Below are 18,997 nucleotides of genomic sequence, written 5' to 3'. Positions count from 1 at the left end.
GGGGCGCAATCATCCATCTCTCACACAGGTTATATTTTCACAATTATTTCAATATCTTATCCGACATTCCCGGGGCAGGCCCCGCGACTCTGTGCCAGAAGGTCGCAGCGGAAAGCTGCGGCTGCGCCCCGGCGCGAAATATTCAAGAATTGCGAAGTGTAGATCGTTGCGACGAGAAGGGGGAACCCCGTGACCAAAGACCACCATGAGAGCGCGCTGCGCATTCTCGCCCTTGGGGTCGGCAACACGCTCCTGACGGATGAGGCGGCGGGGCCGCTGGCGGTCACGCTCTTCGAGGGCAGCCATGGCGCGGCGCTCGGGGTCACCTGCCTCGATGTCGGCACGCTGGGCTTTCCGCTCGCCGCCGAGATCGGCGCGGCCGATGCGCTGATCGTCTTCGATGCGGCGCGGTTCGGCACGATGCCGGGCACGGTGCGCGCGCTCGAGGGCGCCGAGATGGACCATTTCGTGCGCTCGGGCAGCCTCTCGGTGCATGAGGTGGGGCTGCGCGATCTGATGGATATGGCGCGGCTGAGCGAGGATCTGCCGCGCTACCGCGCGCTGGTGGGGATCGAGCCGGGCGAGATCGGCTGGGGCCTCGAGCCGAGCGCCGATGTCGCCGCCGCGATCCCGCAAGCGGTTGAGATCGCCGCCGAAATCGTCGCGCGCTGGCGGGCCGAGGCGCCGGAGGCTGCCGCATGAGCCGCCCCGATCTCAACGCGGTCTTGCGCCAACGCGCGCGCGGCACGGGCAATATGGTGCTGGTGCTGCATGAGGTGGCGCATGCGCTCGAGGCCTTGGCCGCGCGCGGCGAGGCCCGGGTGATCGACCTGAGCAGCCTGCCGATGACCGCGCCCGAGCTTGCCCGCCTGACCGATTGGCTCGGCCGCGGCGAGGTCGTCGCCCAGATCGAGGCCGAGGGCCGCTCGGAGGCGATGGAGACCGCCTATCCCGGCGTCTGGCTCGTCACCCACCGCGACCGCGACGACATGCTGCGCGGGCGTTACATCGAAATCACCCCCCTGCCCGAGATCCTGCGCAGCCAGCCCGCCGATATTGCGGCGGCCGGGCGGCGGATGGCGCGGGCGCTCACCCATTTCAGCGACCTTGAGGAGGCATCATGATCCGAAGGAGCCAACCCTTGAGCGAACGGCTGGAGGCGCGCGGCATTTCGCGGCGCAGCTTCCTGAAGTTCTGCACCACCACCGCCTCGCTTCTGGCGCTGTCGCCGGCGCTGGCGCCGCGCATCGCCGAGGCGCTGGAGAGCCCGCGGCGGCCCTCGGTGATCTGGCTGAGCTTCCAGGAATGCACGGGCTGTTCGGAATCGATCCTGCGCGCGGGCGCGCCCTCGATCGAGAGCCTGATCTTCGAGGCGATCTCGCTCGATTACCACGAGACCCTGCAAGCCGCCGCCGGCCATCAGGCCGAGGCCGCGCGCGAACAGGCGATGGCGGAGAATGCGGGCGGCTATATTCTCGTGGTCGACGGCTCGGTGCCGCTCGGCAATGCCGGCTTCTCGACGGTCGCGGGCCAAAGCAACCTCGACACGCTGAAAGCGGCGGCCGCGGGGGCTGCGGCGATCATCTGCATGGGCACCTGCTCGGCTTTCGGCGGCATCCCCTATGCCAACCCGAACCCGACCGGCGCCGTGCCGGTGAGCGAGATCATCACCGACAAGCCGATCGTCAACGTCCCCGGCTGCCCGCCGATCCCGGCGGTGATGACCTCGGTGATCGCCCATTACATCACCTTCGGCACCCTGCCCGAGCTCGACCATCTCGGCCGCCCGAAGGTGTTTTACGGGCAAAACATCCACGACCGCTGCTACCGGCGGCCGTTCTATGAGCGCGGCCAGTTCGCCGAGACCTTCGACGACGAGGGCGCGAAGGCGGGCTGGTGTCTTTACAAGCTCGGCTGCAAGGGCCCGACCACCTACAACGCCTGCGCGGTGCTGAAATGGAACGACGGCACCTCCTTCCCGATCGAGGCGGGCCATGGTTGCCTTGGCTGTTCGGAGCCGAATTTCTGGGATGGCGGCAGTTTCTACAAACCGCTCTCGCAAGGCACCGAGATCGGCGGCGAGACGCTGATCGCGGCCGGGGTTGCGGGGATCGCGGGCGGGGTTGCGGCGGGCGTGGCCAACCGCGCCAAGCAGAAAACCCTGCGCGCGCCCAAGCCTGAGGCCAAAAAGGAGGACAAGGCATGAGCCTGCTCGATTTCGCGCGAGGCCCCGCGCTCGAATGGGCCGCCGTGGTGTTCATGGTCGGCATGTTGTGGCGGATCGGCGGGCTGACCTTGATGCTGCGCAACAAGGTGCTCTCGAAGGACCGCACGCCCGAGCCCTGGAAGGGCGGGCTGCGCACCATGTTCACCCGCTTCTCGCCCGCGCCGGTGTTCCGCCGCAAGGTCGCGTTCCAATATATCGCGGGCTGGGTCTGGCATCTGGGCTTCGTGCTGGTGGTGTTCTTCTTCCAGCTCCACATCCAGTTCTTCAAGGGGATCGTGGGCTTTGGCTGGCCGGCGCTGCCCAACGGGATGATCGTGGCGCTTGGCGCGGTCTCGCTCGCGGTGCTGATCACGCTTCTGATCCGGCGCGTGCTGAACCCGGTCCTGCGGATGATCTCGAGCTTTGACGATTACGCCTCGACGGTGATCACGGCGCTTCCCTTCGCCACCGGGCTGATGGCCTTCGCCCATATCGGGCTCGCCTATGAGACCATGCTGGCGCTGCATTTCCTGTCGGTCGCGCTGCTTCTTGTCTGGTTCCCGTTCAGCAAGCTCTTCCATGTCTTCACTGTCCTGCCCTCGCGTTATGCTCTGGGCGTGAAATTCTGGCGCAAGGGGGTCAAGGTATGACCGAAGTCGTCACCAAAACCGAACTCGACGAAGCCTTCGCGATGTTCTACGGCATGGCCGCCTCGATCAAGGATCTGGCGAGCCCGGAGCCCGAGATGACCGAGGCCGAGCGTGTCGGCGCGGCCAAGGGGGTGTTTCTCAAGGCGATCGACGCCGAGATGGCCACCCAGCTCGACGCCTGTGTGAAATGCGGCGCCTGTGCGCAGGCCTGCCAATATTCGATCGGCACGAACGACCCGAAATACACCCCGGTGCGCAAGCTCGAGCTTCTCAAACGGGTCTATGACCGCGAGCTGAGCCCGCTGCGCTGGCTCAAGCGGCTCTATACACCCGATCTCACCGAGGCCGATCTGCGCGCCCATCAGGAGCTCGTCTATGATGCCTGCACGATGTGCGGGCGGTGCAACCTGGTCTGCCCCTCGGGGATCAATATCGCCGATATGGTGGCGCTGAACCGCTCGGCGCTCGCGGCGGCGGGGCTGATGCCGGCCGAGCTGCGCTTCATGCAGGAAGGCCAGGAGGCCGATGGCACGATCTTTGGCGCCGATGAGGATCTGTTCCTCTACCGCATCCAGGATCTGCAGGAACGGCTCGGCTTCGAGATCCCGCTCGACAAGGAAAAGGCCGATGTCCTCCTTGTCACCTCGGGGCTCGATATCCACCTCTTCCGCGATGCGACCGGCGGCGCGATCGAGGCGCTGCAACACATGGGCGTCGATTACACGCTGCGCACCGATGGCTATGAGGGCGCGAATTTCGGCCTTCTCTCCGGCCATGACGGCACCAAGAAGAAACTCACCAACCATCTCGTCGATGTCGCGATCAAGACCGGCGTGAAGGTGGTGATCGTGCCCGAATGCGGGCATTCTTACCCCGCGCTGCGGTTCTATGGCGCCGAGGCCCATGGCGGGGCGATCCCCTTCGAGGTGATGACGGTGTCGGAATATTTCGGCCGCGCGGTGATGGAGGGGCGGCTCAAGCTCGAGAAGGATGCCGAGCGGCGCGTCGTGGCGCTGCATGACCCGTGCAAGGTCGGCCGCTGGGGCGGCGTCTTCGAGGAGCCCCGCGCGATCATCGAGGCGATCGGCTGGGAGCTGCACGAGACCGAAAGCAACCGCGCCTACAACTTCTGCTGTGGCGGCGGCGCGGGCAATTTCCTGATCGAAAGCGCCGATCAGCTCAAACGCACGGGCTATCGGATCAAGATGAACGAGATCGAGCAGACCGGCGCGAAATCGATCGTGGTCTCCTGCGGGAGCTGCCGGATGAACTTCGAGGTCGGCAAGGTGAAGGCGGGCGACACGATCCCCGTCGAGAGCCTCGCGGCGCTGATTGCCGCGCATCTGCCCAAAGATAAAGGAGCCAAGGCATGAGCCGCATCGTCGTCGACCCGATCACCCGCATCGAGGGGCATCTGCGCATCGAGGCGCAGATGGAGGGCGGGCGCATCTCGCAAGCCTTTTCCTCGGGCACCTCGGTGCGCGGGCTCGAGATCATCCTCAAGGGCCGCGACCCGCGCGACGCCTGGGCCTTTGCCCAGCGCATCTGCGGGGTCTGCACGCTCGTGCATGGCATGGCCTCGATCCGCGCGGTGGAGGATGCGCTCAAGATCGACATCCCCGCCAACGCGCAGCTGATCCGCAACCTGATGATCGGCGCGCAATATGTGCATGACCATGTGATGCACTTCTATCACCTCCACGCGCTCGACTGGGTGGATGTGGTCTCCGCGCTCAACGCCGATCCGGCGGCGACCTCGGCGCTCGCGCAATCGATCTCGAAACACCCCAATTCCTCGCCCGGCTATTTCTCGGACGTGCGCCAGAAGCTGAAAAACTTCATCGAGACCGGGCAGATCGGGATCTTCAACCAGGGCTATTGGGGCCACCCGGAATACAAGCTGCCGCCCGAGGCGAACCTGATGGCGGTGGCGCATTACTTCGAGGCGCTCGCCTGGCAACGCGAGGTGGCCAAGCTGCATGCGATCTTCGGCGGCAAGAACCCGCATCCGAATTTCGTCGTCGGCGGCGTGCCGAGCCCGATTGATCTCAATTCCGACAGCGCGATCAACGCCGAGAAACTGGCGCAGGTGAAGGATATCATCGCGCTCGCCACCAGCTTCGTCGACAACGTCTATCTGCCCGATACGCTCGCCATCGCGGGCTTCTACAAGGATTGGGCGATGCGCGGCGAGGGGGTGGGCAACTTCCTGACCTATGGCGATTTCCCCTCCGACGGCCTCGGCGACCCGGCGAAATGGCTGGTGCCGGCCGGCGTGATCCTGAACCGAGATCTCTCGGTGATCCACCCGGTCGATCTCTCGGCCGATGGCGAGATCGAGGAATATGTCGCGCATTCGTGGTATGATTACGAGGGCGGCAAGGACAAGGGCCTGCACCCCTGGAAAGGCGAGACCGCGCTCAACTACACCGGCCCGCAGCCGCCCTTCAAGGAACTCGATGTCGAGGGCAGCTATTCCTGGATCAAATCGCCGCGCTGGAAGGGCAAGCCGGTCGAGGTGGGGCCGCTCGCGCGCGTCTTGATGATGTATGCCTCGGGCCAGGATCAGGCGCGCGAGCTCGTCGACCAGGCGCTCTCGACGCTCGGCCTGCCGGTGCGCGGGCTTTACTCGACGCTCGGCCGCGTGGCCGCGCGCACGCTCGAGACGAAGATCATCGTCGATGCGATGAAGGTCTGGTACGACGCGCTGATCGCCAATATCAAGGCCGGCGACACCACCACCTTCAACGCCGCCAAATGGGAGCCCTCGAGCTGGCCGAGCGAGGCCAAGGGGGTGGGCTTCATGGAGGCGCCGCGCGGGGGCCTGGGCCATTGGATCGTCATCAAGGACGGGAAAATCGCCAACTATCAAGCCGTTGTGCCCTCGACCTGGAACGCGGGCCCGCGCGATGCCGAAGGCCAGTCGGGCGCCTATGAGGCCGCCCTTCAGGATAACCATACGATGGCCGTCGAGGATCAGCCGCTCGAGATCCTGCGCACGATCCACAGTTTCGACCCCTGCCTCGCCTGCGCGGTCCATGTCATGGACCCCGAGGGCGGCGAGCGGCTGCGGGTTCAGGTCTGCTGAGAAGGAGAAAGACCAGATGAGTGAAATTTTCAGCCCCGAATGGCTCGCGACCTTCGCGCAGAACTGGAACGCCGAACCCGCGCTCTCCGGGGCGCTGGCGGAGATCGGCTTCACCTCGACGATCGCCTATGGCTACAAGGGCGAGCCTGCGCCCAAGGGCGTGCTCGTCGTCGAGAACGGCAAGGTGACCGCCTCGGGGCCCTACACCGGCCAGCCGCTGAACTGGGATATCCGCTGTACGCCCGAACATTGGGACAAATGGCTGAAGAAGCCGCCGACCATGATGGATCTGGGCGTGGCCTATACCACCGGCAAGATGAAATTCGAGGTCGGCGATTACGGCGCGATGATCAAGGATCCGCGCATGACCGGCCCGTTCATCAAGAGCTTCGCCGCGATGTCGCGGGTGGCCTGACCCTGCGCGCCCGCCCGCCGGCACCGGGCGGGCGCGTTCCTCCTCCCTCCCCAAGCCTATGGAGGCTTTCATGACCCTCTCTCTCAAACGCCAGCTCGCGGGCTCCGCCGCGCTTCTGATCGCGGCCGCGGGCCTGCCGGGCGCCGCCCAGGCCACCGAAGGCTATTTCGCCCTTGCCTATGGCACCGCCCAGCGCGGTGTCGCGGGCGCGGGCGTTGCCTATTCCCAAGACGCGATGTCGGGCGCGATCAACCCCGCCTCGGTCGCCTCGGTCGGCCATGAGTTCACCATCGGCGGCGAGCTCTTCTCGCCGCGGCGCAAATATACCGGCACCGGCACCGGCTTCATCGGCGCGGGCGAAATCAAGAGCGAAAGCAACTACTTCCTCGTGCCCGACATGGCCTACAACCGGCCGCTCGCGAATGGCGCGGTGCTCAATATCTCGGCCTATGGCAACGGCGGCATGGATACCTCCTACCCCGATTTCCCGAACGCCAACTGCGGCTTCTTCGGCGGCGGCTCGGGGGTGTTCTGCGGCGGCGAGGCGGGGGTGAACCTCACCCAGCTCTTCGTCTCGGCGACCTATGCGCAAAAGGTCGGCCGCTTCTCCTGGGGGATCGCGCCGACGCTGGCGGTGCAGAGCTTCTCGGCCGAGGGGCTCGCCGCGATGGGCATCACCGCGGTCAAACACGATTACTCCTCGGGCTTCGGCCTGCGGGCGGGGATGCAATATGAGCTCACCCCGCAGCTCACCCTCGGCCTCGCCGGCCAGACCAAGTTCAACATGTCGAAATTCGACAAATACGCCAACCTCTTCGAAAACGGCGGCGATTTCGACATCCCCGCCGCGATCACCGCGGGTCTGGCCTATCACGTCCGCCCCGATCTGACCCTGATGCTCGATTATCAGCGGATCTTCTACAGCGACATCGGCGCGGTCGGCAACGCCACCAACGCCGGCCCGATGGGCGCGCCGGGCGGGGCGGGCTTTGGCTGGGATGATGTCGATGTGGTGCGTCTCGCCGCCGAATGGCAGCAAACGCCCGACATGACCTGGCGGGTGGGCTATGCCCATGCCACCAACCCCGTCGGGCCCGAGGATGTCACGCTCAACATCCTCGCCCCCGGCATCGTCGAGGATCACATCAGCTTCGGCGGCTCGAAGAAGCTCAACGACACCGACAAGCTCGATTTCTCCTTCGCCTATGCCTTCTCGAACAGCGTCTCGGGCCCGGTCCCGGCGCCAATGGGCGGCGGCACGGTCGATCTCGAGATGCATCAGTTCAGCGCCGCGATCGGCTGGACGCGCCGGTTCTGAGCGCCCCTGCCCCCGGGTCACCCCCCGCGAAAAGGGCGCCTTCGGGCGCCCTTTGTCACATCCTTGCCCTCGGGGGCCCCTTGCCGCAGCGCGCGGAAGCATGGAAAATAGGCAGATTACCCGCCCCGCCCGGAGCCTGACTTCGGGGCCTGCCTTTTCTCCCTGAGACCGGAATTGAAATGAACGACGCCGCGAAACCCACCTCGCTCTCGCAAAACCCCCATGCCCTGCGCGAAAGCCGCGAGAAGAACCTCGAGGTCGCGATCGGGCGGCAGGTGCGCGAGCTGCGCAAGCGCCAGCGGATGACGGGTTCCGATCTCGCGGCGCAGACCGGGCTCTCGGTCGGCATGCTCTCGAAGATCGAAAACGGCGTAATCTCGCCCTCGCTCAACACGCTCCAGGTGCTTGCGAATGCGCTGCGCGTGCCGCTGGTGCAGCTTTTCTCGGGCTTTGAGGAAACCCGCGGCGCGATGCATGTGAAGGCCGGCAAAGGCGTCGAGATCGAGCGGGCGGGCACGCGGGCGGGGCACCAATATCACCTGCTCGGCCATATCGGCTCGAACAATTCGGGCGTCGTCGTCGAGCCCTATCTGATCGTGCTGACCACCCAGAGCGACCGCTTCCCGACCTTCCAGCACGAGGGGATCGAGATGCTCTACATGCTCGAGGGCCGCGTCGATTACCGCCACGGCGAGCAGATCTACCCGCTCGAGCCGGGCGATACGCTTCTGTTCGATTCGGATGCGCCGCATGGGCCGGAGACGCTGCGCGAGCTGCCGGCGCGTTATCTGTCGATCATCTGCTACCCGCAAGCGACCTGAGTCGCCCGCCCCGCGCGCCCGAATTTGCGGCAGCCGCGCCCCAGCCCCCCGGAAAAGCGCCCGATTTTTGGGCGCTTTTTTCATAGGCAAATTTTTTTCCCGAGCGGAAATCAATTATCTTGAGGGGCAATTTTGTTTCTTGATAGGTAATCCGTGACGGCTCTGGCCGAAACCGAAACGGAGAGAAACATGTGTGGCATCGTTGGCCTGTTCCTGAAGAAGGAAGAACTGCGCCCGCAACTGGGTGAAATGCTCACCGACATGCTCATCACCATGACCGACCGCGGCCCCGACAGCGCCGGGATCGCGATCTATGGCGATGAAGCGGGCGGGCTGAAAATGACCGTTCAATCGGATACGCCGGCGGTGGCTTTCGCCGGGCTCGACGCGGCCCTGACCGAGGTTCTCGGCGGCGCGGTCAGCATGAAAGTGATCGATACCCATGCGGTGCTGACCCTGCCCGAGGGCTCGGAAGCGGCGGCGCGCGCCTTCCTCAAGGCCCGCGGCATCCGCATCATGGGCACTGGCGCCTCGATGGAGATCTTCAAGGAAGTCGGCCTGCCCAAGGACGTTGCGGCGCGCTTTGGCATCCGCGCGATGGGCGGCAGCCACGGCATCGGCCACACCCGGATGGCGACGGAATCGGCCGTCACCACGCTCGGCGCGCACCCGTTCTCGACCGGCGACGACCAATGTCTCGTGCACAACGGCTCGCTGTCGAACCACAACCAGATGCGCCGCGTGCTGACCGAGAAGGGCTTTGCGCCCCAGACGCAAAACGACACCGAAGTGGCGGCTTGCTACATCTCCTCGCGGCTGGCGGAGGGCGCGAACCTCGGCGAGGCGCTCGAGGGCACGCTCGAGGATCTCGACGGCTTCTTCACCTTCGTCGTGGGCACCAAGAATGGCTTTGGCGTGGTGCGCGACCCGGTCGCGTGCAAGCCCGCCGTGATGGCCGAGACCGAGGATTACGTCGCTTTCGGCTCGGAATACCGCGCCTTCGCGAAACTGCCGGGCATCGATACCGCCCGGGTCTGGGAACCCGAACCCGCCACCGTCTACTTCTGGGAGCGTTGAGAATGCAGACGATCGATATGGCCACCACGCCGCTGCGCGAGCTGAACACCGCGCTGCAGGCCCAGGCCCAGCAGACCAACCAGACCCAGTGGGTCATCGAGAACCCCAAGGGCGCGCATGCGATCGCGGTCGGGCTCGACGCGCCGATCGAGGTCACCGTGAAGGGCTCGACGGGCTATTACTGCGCCGGCATGAACAAGCAGGCGACCGTCCATGTGACCGGCTCGGCCGGCCCGGGCGTGGCCGAGAACATGATGTCGGGCACCGTCATCATCGAGGGCGACGCCTCGCAATATGCCGGCGCGACCGGCCATGGCGGGCTGCTCGTGGTGAAGGGCAATGCGTCGTCGCGCTGCGGGATCTCGATGAAGGGCATCGACATCGTCGTGTTCGGCAATGTCGGCCACATGTCGGCCTTCATGGCGCAATCGGGCAATCTCGTGGTGTGCGGCGATGCGGGCGATGCGCTCGGCGACAGCCTCTATGAGGCGCGGCTCTTCGTGCGCGGCTCGGTCAAATCGCTCGGCGCCGATTGCATCGAGAAGGAGATGCGCCCCGAGCATCTCGAGATCCTCGCCGATCTGCTCGCCCGCGCGGGCTCGGATGCCAAACCCGAAGAGTTCAAGCGCTACGGCTCGGCGCGCAAGCTCTACAATTTCCACGTCGACCACGCTGGCGCGTATTGAGGACCTCAGAGATGGACAAGACCCCCCAAACCCTGCCGCGTGACAGCTGGACTTTCTCGCCGTCGATCAACGCCGAGATCCGCCGCGCCGCCGAAACCGGCATCTATGACATCCGGGGCGGTGGCGCCAAACGCCGCGTGCCGCATTTCGATGACCTGCTGTTCCTCGGCGCCTCGATCTCGCGCTATCCGCTCGAGGGCTACCGCGAGAAATGCGACACCTCGGTCACGCTCGGCACGCGCTTTGCCAAGAAGCCGATCGAGCTGAAGATCCCGGTGACGATCGCGGGCATGTCGTTTGGCGCGCTCTCGGGCCCGGCGAAAGAGGCGCTCGGCCGCGGCGCGACGATGGCCGGCACCTCGACCACCACCGGCGACGGCGGCATGACCAACGAAGAGCGTGGCCATTCGGAAAAGCTGGTTTATCAATACCTTCCGAGCCGCTACGGGATGAACCCCGATGACCTGCGCCGCGCCGATGCGATCGAGATCGTGGTCGGCCAGGGCGCCAAACCCGGCGGCGGCGGCATGCTGCTTGGCCAGAAGATCACCGAGCGCGTCGCCGGCATGCGCAACCTGCCCGTCGGCATCGACCAGCGTTCGGCCTGCCGTCACCCGGACTGGACCGGCCCCGATGACCTCGAGATCAAGATCCTCGAGATCCGCGAGATCACCAATTGGGAAAAGCCGATCTACATCAAGGTCGGCGGCGCGCGCCCCTATTATGACACCGCGCTCGCGGTCAAGGCCGGCGCCGATGTCGTCGTGCTCGACGGCATGCAGGGCGGCACCGCGGCGACCCAGGACGTGTTCATCGAACATGTCGGCCAGCCGACGCTCGCCTGCATCCGCCCGGCGGTGAAGGCGCTGCAAGATCTCGGCATGCACCGCAAGGTGCAGCTCGTGGTCTCGGGCGGCATCCGCACCGGCGCCGATGTGGCCAAGGCGCTCGCGCTCGGCGCCGATGCGGTGGCGATCGGCACCGCGGCTCTGGTGGCGCTTGGCGAGAACGACCCGAAATGGGCCGCCGAATATACCAAGCTCGGCACCACCGCCGACGCCTATGACGATTGGCACGAGGGCCGCGACCCGGCCGGCATCACCACCCAGGACCCCGAGCTGATGAAGCGGCTCGACCCGATCGAGGCGGCGCGCAAGCTGCGCAACTACCTCGCGGTGCTGACCCTCGAATGCCAGACCATCGCGCGCGCCTGCGGCAAGAGCCATGTCCACAACCTCGAGCCCGAGGATCTGTGCGCGCTGACCATCGAGGCGGCGGCGATGGCGGGGGTTCCGCTTGCGGGCACCAGCTGGATCCCGGGCCAGGGCGGCTTCTGAACAATGACGGGCGGGGCATCGTGACCCCGCCCGCGCTTATCAACAGGGAAACGAACCAATGACCGATCTTGCCGCCTTCGCCCGCGAGAAGGGCGTGAAATATTTCATGATCTCCTACACCGACCTGTTCGGCGCGCAGCGCGCCAAGCTGGTGCCGGCGCAGGCGATTGCCGATATGCAGGTCGATGGCGCGGGCTTTGCGGGCTTTGCCACGCATCTCGACCTGACCCCCGCCCACCCCGACATGCTGGCCGTGCCCGATGCGAGCGCGGTGATCCAGCTGCCGTGGAAGAAGGACGTGGCCTGGGTCGCGTCGAATTGCGTGATGGATGGCGCGGATCTCGCCCAGGCGCCGCGCAACGTGCTCGCCCGGCTGATCACCGAGGCCGCCGAGATGGGCCTCGAGGTCAAGACCGGCGTCGAGCCGGAATTCTTCCTGCTCACGCCCGAGGGCACGCAGATCTCGGACCCGTTCGATACCGCCGCCAAGCCCTGCTACGACCAGCAGGCGGTGATGCGCCGCTATGACGTGATCGCGGAGATCTGCGATTACATGCTCGAGCTCGGCTGGGAGCCCTACCAGAACGACCACGAAGACGCGAACGGCCAGTTCGAGATGAACTGGAAATATGACGGCGCGATGGCCACCGCCGACAAGCATTCGTTCTTCAAGTTCATGGTCAAATCGGTCGCCGAGAAGCACGGCCTGCGCGCCACCTTCATGCCCAAGCCGATCATGGGCCTGACCGGCAACGGCTGCCATGCGCATATCTCGGTCTGGGATACCAAGACCGGCAAGAACGCGTTTTCCGACCCCTCGAAGGAGCTGAGCCTCTCCGACAGCGGCCGCGCCTTCCTCGGCGGGATCATGAAACACGCCTCGGCGCTGGCGGTGATCACCAACCCGACGATCAACTCCTACAAGCGCATCAACGCGCCGCGCACGATCTCGGGGGCGACCTGGGCGCCCAATACCGTGACCTGGACGGGCAACAACCGCACCCATATGGTGCGCGTGCCCGGGCCGGGGCGGTTTGAGCTCCGCCTGCCCGATGGCGCGGTGAACCCCTATCTCTTGCAAGCCGTGATCATCGCGGCCGGGCTTTCCGGGCTCAAGACCAATGCCGACCCGGGCCCGCGCTACGATATCGACATGTATGCCGAGGGCCACAAGATCGAGGGCGCGCCGAAGCTGCCGCTCAACCTGCTCGATGCGATCCGCGCCTATGATGCGGATGAGGGGCTGAAGGCGGCGATGGGCGCGGAATTCTCGGCGGGCTATCTCAAGCTCAAGATGCAGGAGTGGAACAGCTTCGTGAACCACTTCTCGCATTGGGAACGTGACCACACGCTCGATATCTGATCTGACAGCGGCGGGCCCGCCCCCGGGCCCGCTTCCCCCCTTTCGAGACGATCCATCATGCGCTTTTCCGGTTTTCGCGTCATCAAGGAAGCCCTGACGGGCTACAAGGGCTGGGGGCCGCTGTGGCGCAACCCCGAGCCGCAACCGAGCTACGATTATGTGATCGTGGGCGGCGGCGGGCACGGCCTTGCGACCGCCTATCACCTGGCCAAGGTGTTCAAGGGCAAGCGCATCGCGGTGCTCGAGAAGGGCTGGCTCGGCTCGGGCAATATCGGGCGCAACACCACGATCATCCGCTCGAACTACCTGCTGCCGGGCAACGAACCCTTCTATGAATTCTCCATGAAACTCTGGGAGAACATGGAGCAGGAGTTCAACTTCAACGCGATGGTCAGCCAGCGCGGGATCTTGAACCTGATCCATACCGACGGCCAGCGCGACGCCTATCGCCGCCGCGGCAATGCGATGCTGCTGGCGGGCGCGGATGCGGAGCTGCTCGACCGCGAGCAGGTCCGCGCGATGTATCCGTGGCTCAATTTCGACAATGCCCGCTTCCCGATCAAGGGCGGCCTCCTGCAGCGCCGCGCCGGCACCGCGCGCCATGATGGCGTGGCCTGGGGCTATGCGCGCGGCGCCGATCTCCTCGGCGTCGATCTCATCCAGAATTGCGAAGTCACCGGCTTCCGCATTGAAAACAATCGCGTTCTCGGCGTCGAGACCTCGCGCGGCCATATCGGCGCGGGCAAGGTCGGCGTCGCGGTCGCGGGCTCGTCGGGGCGGGTGATGGCGATGGCGGGCATGCGCCTGCCGATCGAGAGCCATGTGCTGCAAGCCTTCGTCTCCGAGGGGCTCAAACCCGTCGTCGACGGCGTGATCACCTTCGGCGCGGGGCATTTCTACGTCAGCCAATCCGACAAGGGCGGGCTCGTCTTCGGCGGCGATATCGACGGCTACAATTCCTACGCGCAGCGCGGCAACCTGCCCGTCATCGAGGACGTGGCCGAGGGCGGCATGGCGCTGATGCCCGCGATCGGCCGGGCGCGGCTCCTGCGCGCCTGGGGCGGGATCATGGACATGTCGATGGATGGCTCGCCGATCATCGACCGCACCCCGATCGACGGGCTCTATCTCAACGCCGGCTGGTGCTATGGCGGCTTCAAGGCGACGCCGGCGAGCGGCTATGCCTTCGCGCATCTGCTGGCCACCGACCGCCCGCATGAGACCGCCACCGCCTATCGGCTCGACCGCTTCAACCGCGGCCATGTCATCGACGAAAAGGGGATGGGCGCCCAGCCCAACCTGCACTGAGCTCCAGATCCGAGACCCATCATGCTGATCCCCCATCCTCTCCTCGGCCTTCGCGACGCGCAGGAATTCACCTATCTGGGCGATGCGGCCCTGCTCGAGCGCCCCGACGGGCTCGCCGAGGGCGCGGCCGATGCCTTCAACGCCTATGTCTATCTGCGCGACAACCCCGCGGGCGTGCACCGCGAGCTGTGGTTCCACGAACAGGGCGACCGCTCCTGGCTCGTGGTGACGCGCAATACAGTGACCCATGAAATCCTCGGCGCCGAGCTTGCCCGCGATGTGGCGCTGGCCCGCAAAGGGGGTGCGCAATGACCCGTCTCTCCGGTGGTCTCGTCGACCGTTCGCAACGCCTGAGCTTCTCCTTCGACGGCAAGACCTTCACCGGCCACCCGGGCGACACGCTCGCCTCGGCGCTTCTGGCCAATGATATCCGCCTCGTCGGGCGCTCGTTCAAATATCACCGCCCGCGCGGCCTCTTCGCGGCGGGCTCCGAGGAGCCGAACGCCCTCGTCGAGCTGCGCGAGGGCGCGCGCCAGGAGCCCAACACCCGCGCCACCATGGCCGAGCTCTATGACGGGCTCGTCGCGAAAAGCCAAAACCGCGTGGGCTCGCTCGCCTTCGACCTGCTCGCGGTCAACGATCTCGCTTCGCCCTTCTTCGCGGCGGGCTTCTATTACAAGACCTTCATGTGGCCGAAGGCGTTTTGGGAAAAGCTCTATGAGCCGGCGATCCGCAAGGCCGCGGGGCTTGGCTCGCTCTCGATGCTGCCCGACCCCGATGAGTACGACAAAGGCTTCCTGCATTGCGATCTCCTCGTCATCGGCGGCGGCGCGGCGGGGCTCGCGGCGGCGCTGACGGCGGCGCGGGCGGGGGCGAAGGTGATCCTCGCGGATGAGGATTTCCGCCTCGGCGGGCGGCTTCTGGCCGAAACGAACCCGCTCGACGATGCGCCCGCGACCGAGTGGCTCGCCCGCGTCGAGGCCGAATTCGCGGCGCTGCCGAACCTGCGCGTGATGCGCCGCACCACGGTTTTCGGCGCCTTCGATCACGGCATCTACGGCGCGGTCGAACGCGTCGCCGATCACCTCGCCACGCCCGGCGGCGCGGTGCGCCAGACGCTCTGGCGGATCACCGCCAAGCGCATCGTTCTGGCCGCCGGCGCGACCGAGCGCCATATCCCCTTCGCCAACAACGACCGCCCCGGCGTGATGCTGGCGGGCGCGCTGCGCGCCTATGCCAACCGCTGGGCGGTGGCGCCGGCGAAGACCGTCGCGATCTTCACCAACAACGACGACGGCCACCGCACCGCGCTCGATCTGGCGGCCAAGGGCGTCGAGATCGTGGGCGTGATCGACCCGCGCGCGGGCGTGAAGGCGCTGGGCAATTACCCGCTCTTCTCCGGCGCGGTGGTGTCCGACACCAGGGGCCGGCTCGGGCTGAGCCGCATCGAGGTGACGCGCGAGGGCCGCAGCCAATGGATCGAGGCCGGCGCGCTCGGCGTTTCGGGCGGCTGGAACCCGAACGTCCATCTCGCCTCGCATCATCGCGGCCGCCCGGTCTGGGATGACACCCTGCTCGCCTTCGTGCCGGGCAAGGATGGCCCGCCGGGCCTCACCCCCGCCGGCGCCGCCGCGGGCCGGGGCTCGACCGCAGCCGCGCTCGCCTCGGGCGCCGAGGCCGCGCGCGCCGCGCTCGCCGAGATCGGCATGAGCGCCGCGCTCCCCGCCCTGCCCCGCGCCGAGGACCGCCCCGTCGCCCAAGCCGCCTTCTGGCATGTGCCCGGCAAGGGCCGCGCCTGGGTCGATTTCCAGAACGATGTCACCGTCAAGGACATCAAACTGGCCCATCAGGAGAACATGCGTCCCGTCGAGCATCTCAAACGCTGGACCACGCTCGGCATGGCGACCGATCAGGGCAAGACCGCCAATGTCTCGGCGCTGGCGGTGATGGCGGAGCTCACCGGCAAGACGATCCCCGAAACCGGCACCACGATCTTCCGCCCGCCCTATACGGGCGTGGCGCTCTCGGTGCTCGGCGGCGGCGACACGGGCACGCATTTCCGCCCCCGCCGCCTGACGCCCACGCATGAATGGGCCAAGGCCCAAGGCGCGGTTTTCGTCGAGGTCGGCCAATGGATGCGGGCGCAATATTTCCCCCGCCCGGGCGAGAAGACCTGGCGCGAGACGGTCGACCGCGAGGTTCTGGCCACCCGCGCGGGCGTCGGCCTGTGCGATGTGACCACGCTCGGCAAGGTCGATGTGCAGGGCGCCGATGCGGGAGAATTCCTCGACCGGCTCTATGCCAATGCGATGAAGAGCCTGAAGGTCGGGATGGTGCGTTACGGGCTGATGCTGCGCGAGGATGGCCATGCCTATGACGACGGCACCTGCGCGCGGCTGGCCGAGGACCATTATGTCGTGACCACCACCACCGCGCAGGCGGGCCCGGTCTACCGGCATATGGAATTCGCGCGCCAGTGCCTCTGGCCCGAGCTCGATGTGCAGCTCATCTCGACGACCGATGCCTGGGCGCAGATCTCGGTCGCGGGGCCGAATGCGCGCCGCCTGCTCGAGCGCGTGGTCGACGGGTTCGACCTCTCGAACGCGGCCTTCCCGTTCATGGCCTGCGCCGAGATGACGGTCTGCGGGGGGCTGCGGGCGCGGCTCTTCCGGATCTCCTTCTCGGGCGAGCTTGCCTATGAAATCGCGGTGCCGGCGCGTTATGGCGCGGCGCTGATGGGGCGGATGGTCGAGCTTGGCGCGGATCTCGGCGCCACGCCCTACGGCACCGAGGCGCTTGGCGTGTTGCGCATCGAGAAGGGCCATGCCGCGGGCAATGAGCTCAACGGCCAGACCACCGCGCAGATGCTCGGCATGGGCCGGATGGTCTCGACCAAGAAGGATGCGATCGGCGCGGTGATGAGCCGCCGCGAGGGGCTCACCGCCGAGACCCGTGTGCTGGTCGGGCTGCAACCGGTCGATCCGGCCCAACCCGTCACCGCGGGGATGCATCTCTTCACCCAAGGCGCGCCGCGCAATACCGCGACCGATCAGGGCTGGATCACCTCGGCCTGCTACTCGCCCCATGTCGGCTCGATGATCGGGCTCGGCTTCCTCGCCGGCGGCGCCGAGCGGCTGGGCGACGTGATCGTCGGCGCCAACCCCTTGCAGGGCCAGGAAACCGCGCTGCGTGTCGTTTCGGCCCATTTCGTTGACCCCGAAGGAGGACGCCTTCGTGACTGACCTTGCCCCCCTGACCGCGCTCGGCGCGGCTGCCCCCCGCTCGGCCGCCTTCGGCGCGCTCACGCTCGCGGAAAACGCAGATCTCGGCCTCGCCTCGCTCGCCCAACGCCGCGGCGCGCCGGTGCCGGTGCCGATGGGCCTCGCGCTGCCGGGCCCCGGCCTGTGGCACGCCGGCAATGGCTTGGCCGCCTTCTGGACGGGCCCAGGCCAATGGATGATCGAGGCGCCCGGCCGCGCCGCCGAGGATTTCGCCGCGGCCCTCAAACGCGCCGCGCCCGAGGCCTCGGTCACCGAACAGACCGACGGGTTTTGCGCCTTCGAGATCGCCTCTTCGGCCGGGCCCGCGCCGATCGTGGCGCTCCTTGAGAAGCTCGTGAACCTCGACGCGGGCGCCTTCGGCCCGGGCTCGGCCACCCGCACCGGGTTCGAGCATATGTCGATCTTTGTCATTCGCCGTGCCGAGGACCGGCTCGCGGTGCTGGGCATGCGCTCGGCGGCGGGCTCGATCTGGCACGCTTTGGAAACGGCCGCGCGCCGCCTTGAGGAGATGCCCACATGACCGCAACGATCATCGACGGGAAGGCTTTTGCGGCCAATGTGCGCGCGCAGGTGGCGGGCCATGTGACGCGGCTGAAGGAGGAACAGGGGCTGACGCCGGGGCTTGCGGTGGTTCTGGTGGGCGAGGACCCGGCCTCGGAAGTTTACGTCCGCAACAAGGGCATCCAGACCCGCGAGGCCGGGATGGCGAGCTTCGAGCACAAGCTCGACGCCACCACCTCGGAGGCGGAACTCCTTGATCTGATTGGCAAACTCAACGCCGATCCGGCGGTGCACGGGATCTTGGTGCAGCTGCCGCTGCCCGGCCATCTCGACGCCGATCTGGTGATCAATGCGATCGATCCGGCCAAGGATGTCGACGGGTTCCATATCTCGAACGTCGGGCTGCTCGGCACCGGGCAGAAGGCGATGGTGCCCTGCACGCCGCTGGGCTGCCTGATGATGCTGCGCGACCATCTGGGCTCGCTCTCGGGGCTCAACGCGGTCGTGGTGGGGCGCTCGAACATCGTCGGCAAGCCGATGGCGCAGCTTTTGCTGGGCGAGAGCTGCACGGTGACGATTGCGCATTCGCGCACCAAGGACCTCGCCTCGGTGTGCCGCGGTGCGGATATTCTGGTGGCGGCGGTGGGCCGGCCCGAGATGATCCCGGGCGATTGGGTCAAGCCGGGCGCGACGGTGATCGATGTCGGCATCAACCGCATCGAGCGCGACGGCAAGACGAAGCTGGTGGGCGATGTCGATTTCGCCTCCGCCGTCGAGGTCGCCGGCGCGATCACGCCGGTGCCGGGCGGCGTCGGGCCGATGACCATCGCCTGCCTTCTGGCCAATACGCTCACCGCCTTCTGCCGCGCCAACGGCCTGCCCGAGCCGCAGGGCCTCACCGCCTGAGTATCCGCCGCGCGGCGGGCAGGCCCCGGCAGAAGGGCCG

At 66.7% G+C, this 18,997-nt stretch carries 18 protein-coding genes; all 18 read left to right on the top strand.

The annotated features are described in order from the left end of the window. Positions 1-189: 189 nt before the first annotated feature. The 18 genes from LPB142_RS05720 to folD all read left to right on the top strand — a co-directional run bounded on the left by LPB142_RS05720 (position 190) and on the right by folD (position 18,957). Positions 190-702 (top strand): hydrogenase maturation protease, encoded by a 513-nt coding sequence (locus LPB142_RS05720; protein ID WP_198037872.1) that lies wholly within the window; start codon positions 190-192, stop codon positions 700-702. Then, a complete protein-coding gene (locus LPB142_RS05715) occupies positions 699-1,124 on the top strand; it encodes a hydrogenase expression/formation C-terminal domain-containing protein (RefSeq protein ID WP_068767480.1) in 426 nt (141 codons plus the stop codon). Before LPB142_RS05720 ends, LPB142_RS05715 begins: the two co-directional genes overlap by 4 nt. Beyond that, on the top strand, positions 1,121-2,206 hold the full coding sequence (locus LPB142_RS05710) for a hydrogenase small subunit (RefSeq protein WP_071165778.1): 1,086 nt from the start codon (positions 1,121-1,123) through the stop codon (positions 2,204-2,206). Before LPB142_RS05715 ends, LPB142_RS05710 begins: the two co-directional genes overlap by 4 nt. Next, a complete protein-coding gene (locus LPB142_RS05705) occupies positions 2,203-2,856 on the top strand; it encodes a hypothetical protein (protein WP_071165777.1) in 654 nt (217 codons plus the stop codon). Before LPB142_RS05710 ends, LPB142_RS05705 begins: the two co-directional genes overlap by 4 nt. Then, the gene (locus LPB142_RS05700; RefSeq protein WP_068767483.1) at positions 2,853-4,229 is read left to right on the top strand and encodes a (Fe-S)-binding protein; all 1,377 of its coding nucleotides are present in this window, start codon (positions 2,853-2,855) and stop codon (positions 4,227-4,229) included. Before LPB142_RS05705 ends, LPB142_RS05700 begins: the two co-directional genes overlap by 4 nt. Beyond that, a complete protein-coding gene (locus tag LPB142_RS05695; protein WP_068767484.1) occupies positions 4,226-5,944 on the top strand; it encodes a nickel-dependent hydrogenase large subunit in 1,719 nt (572 codons plus the stop codon). The genes LPB142_RS05700 and LPB142_RS05695 overlap by 4 nt, the downstream gene beginning before the upstream one ends. Before the next feature lie 16 nt (positions 5,945-5,960). Then, positions 5,961-6,359: an SCP-2 sterol transfer family protein gene (locus LPB142_RS05690; protein ID WP_068767485.1), complete on the top strand. Its 399-nt coding sequence runs from the start codon at positions 5,961-5,963 to the stop codon at positions 6,357-6,359. Between the two features lie 70 nt (positions 6,360-6,429). Then, entirely contained in the window at positions 6,430-7,677 is a 1,248-nt protein-coding gene (locus tag LPB142_RS05685; RefSeq protein ID WP_071167142.1) for an OmpP1/FadL family transporter, read from the top strand. A gap of 179 nt (positions 7,678-7,856) precedes the next feature. Then, positions 7,857-8,498: a helix-turn-helix domain-containing protein gene (locus tag LPB142_RS05680; RefSeq protein WP_071165776.1), complete on the top strand. Its 642-nt coding sequence runs from the start codon at positions 7,857-7,859 to the stop codon at positions 8,496-8,498. A 189-nt stretch (positions 8,499-8,687) separates the two neighbouring features. After that, complete coding sequence (locus LPB142_RS05675) at positions 8,688-9,575, top strand: class II glutamine amidotransferase (protein WP_071167141.1); 888 nt, start codon at positions 8,688-8,690, stop codon at positions 9,573-9,575. A gap of 2 nt (positions 9,576-9,577) precedes the next feature. Beyond that, positions 9,578-10,261, top strand: coding sequence for a GltB/FmdC/FwdC-like GXGXG domain-containing protein (locus LPB142_RS05670; RefSeq protein WP_068767487.1), 684 nt, complete (start codon positions 9,578-9,580; stop codon positions 10,259-10,261). An 11-nt stretch (positions 10,262-10,272) separates the two neighbouring features. Beyond that, positions 10,273-11,598, top strand: a complete 1,326-nt coding sequence (locus tag LPB142_RS05665) for an FMN-binding glutamate synthase family protein (RefSeq protein ID WP_071165775.1) — start codon at positions 10,273-10,275, stop codon at positions 11,596-11,598. Positions 11,599-11,656: 58 nt separating this feature from the next. Further along, entirely contained in the window at positions 11,657-12,961 is a 1,305-nt protein-coding gene (glnT, locus tag LPB142_RS05660; protein WP_071165774.1) for a type III glutamate--ammonia ligase, read from the top strand. A gap of 57 nt (positions 12,962-13,018) precedes the next feature. Then, positions 13,019-14,269, top strand: a complete 1,251-nt coding sequence (locus tag LPB142_RS05655; RefSeq protein ID WP_068767490.1) for a sarcosine oxidase subunit beta family protein — start codon at positions 13,019-13,021, stop codon at positions 14,267-14,269. Positions 14,270-14,290: 21 nt separating this feature from the next. After that, positions 14,291-14,581, top strand: coding sequence for a sarcosine oxidase subunit delta (locus LPB142_RS05650; protein ID WP_068767491.1), 291 nt, complete (start codon positions 14,291-14,293; stop codon positions 14,579-14,581). Beyond that, a complete protein-coding gene (locus LPB142_RS05645) occupies positions 14,578-17,511 on the top strand; it encodes a sarcosine oxidase subunit alpha family protein (RefSeq protein WP_071165773.1) in 2,934 nt (977 codons plus the stop codon). The genes LPB142_RS05650 and LPB142_RS05645 overlap by 4 nt, the downstream gene beginning before the upstream one ends. Beyond that, complete coding sequence (locus LPB142_RS05640) at positions 17,504-18,070, top strand: sarcosine oxidase subunit gamma (RefSeq protein WP_071167140.1); 567 nt, start codon at positions 17,504-17,506, stop codon at positions 18,068-18,070. Before LPB142_RS05645 ends, LPB142_RS05640 begins: the two co-directional genes overlap by 8 nt. Then, the gene (gene folD / locus LPB142_RS05635) at positions 18,067-18,957 is read left to right on the top strand and encodes a bifunctional methylenetetrahydrofolate dehydrogenase/methenyltetrahydrofolate cyclohydrolase FolD (RefSeq protein WP_071165610.1); all 891 of its coding nucleotides are present in this window, start codon (positions 18,067-18,069) and stop codon (positions 18,955-18,957) included. The genes LPB142_RS05640 and folD overlap by 4 nt, the downstream gene beginning before the upstream one ends. Positions 18,958-18,997 lie beyond the last annotated feature (40 nt).

The organism is Rhodobacter xanthinilyticus, assembly GCF_001856665.1.
GTDB classification, from domain to species: Bacteria; Pseudomonadota; Alphaproteobacteria; order Rhodobacterales; family Rhodobacteraceae; genus Rhodobacter; species Rhodobacter xanthinilyticus.
The sequence above is the reverse complement of the archived record's forward strand: the minus strand, read 5'-3'. Positions and strand labels throughout refer to the sequence as shown.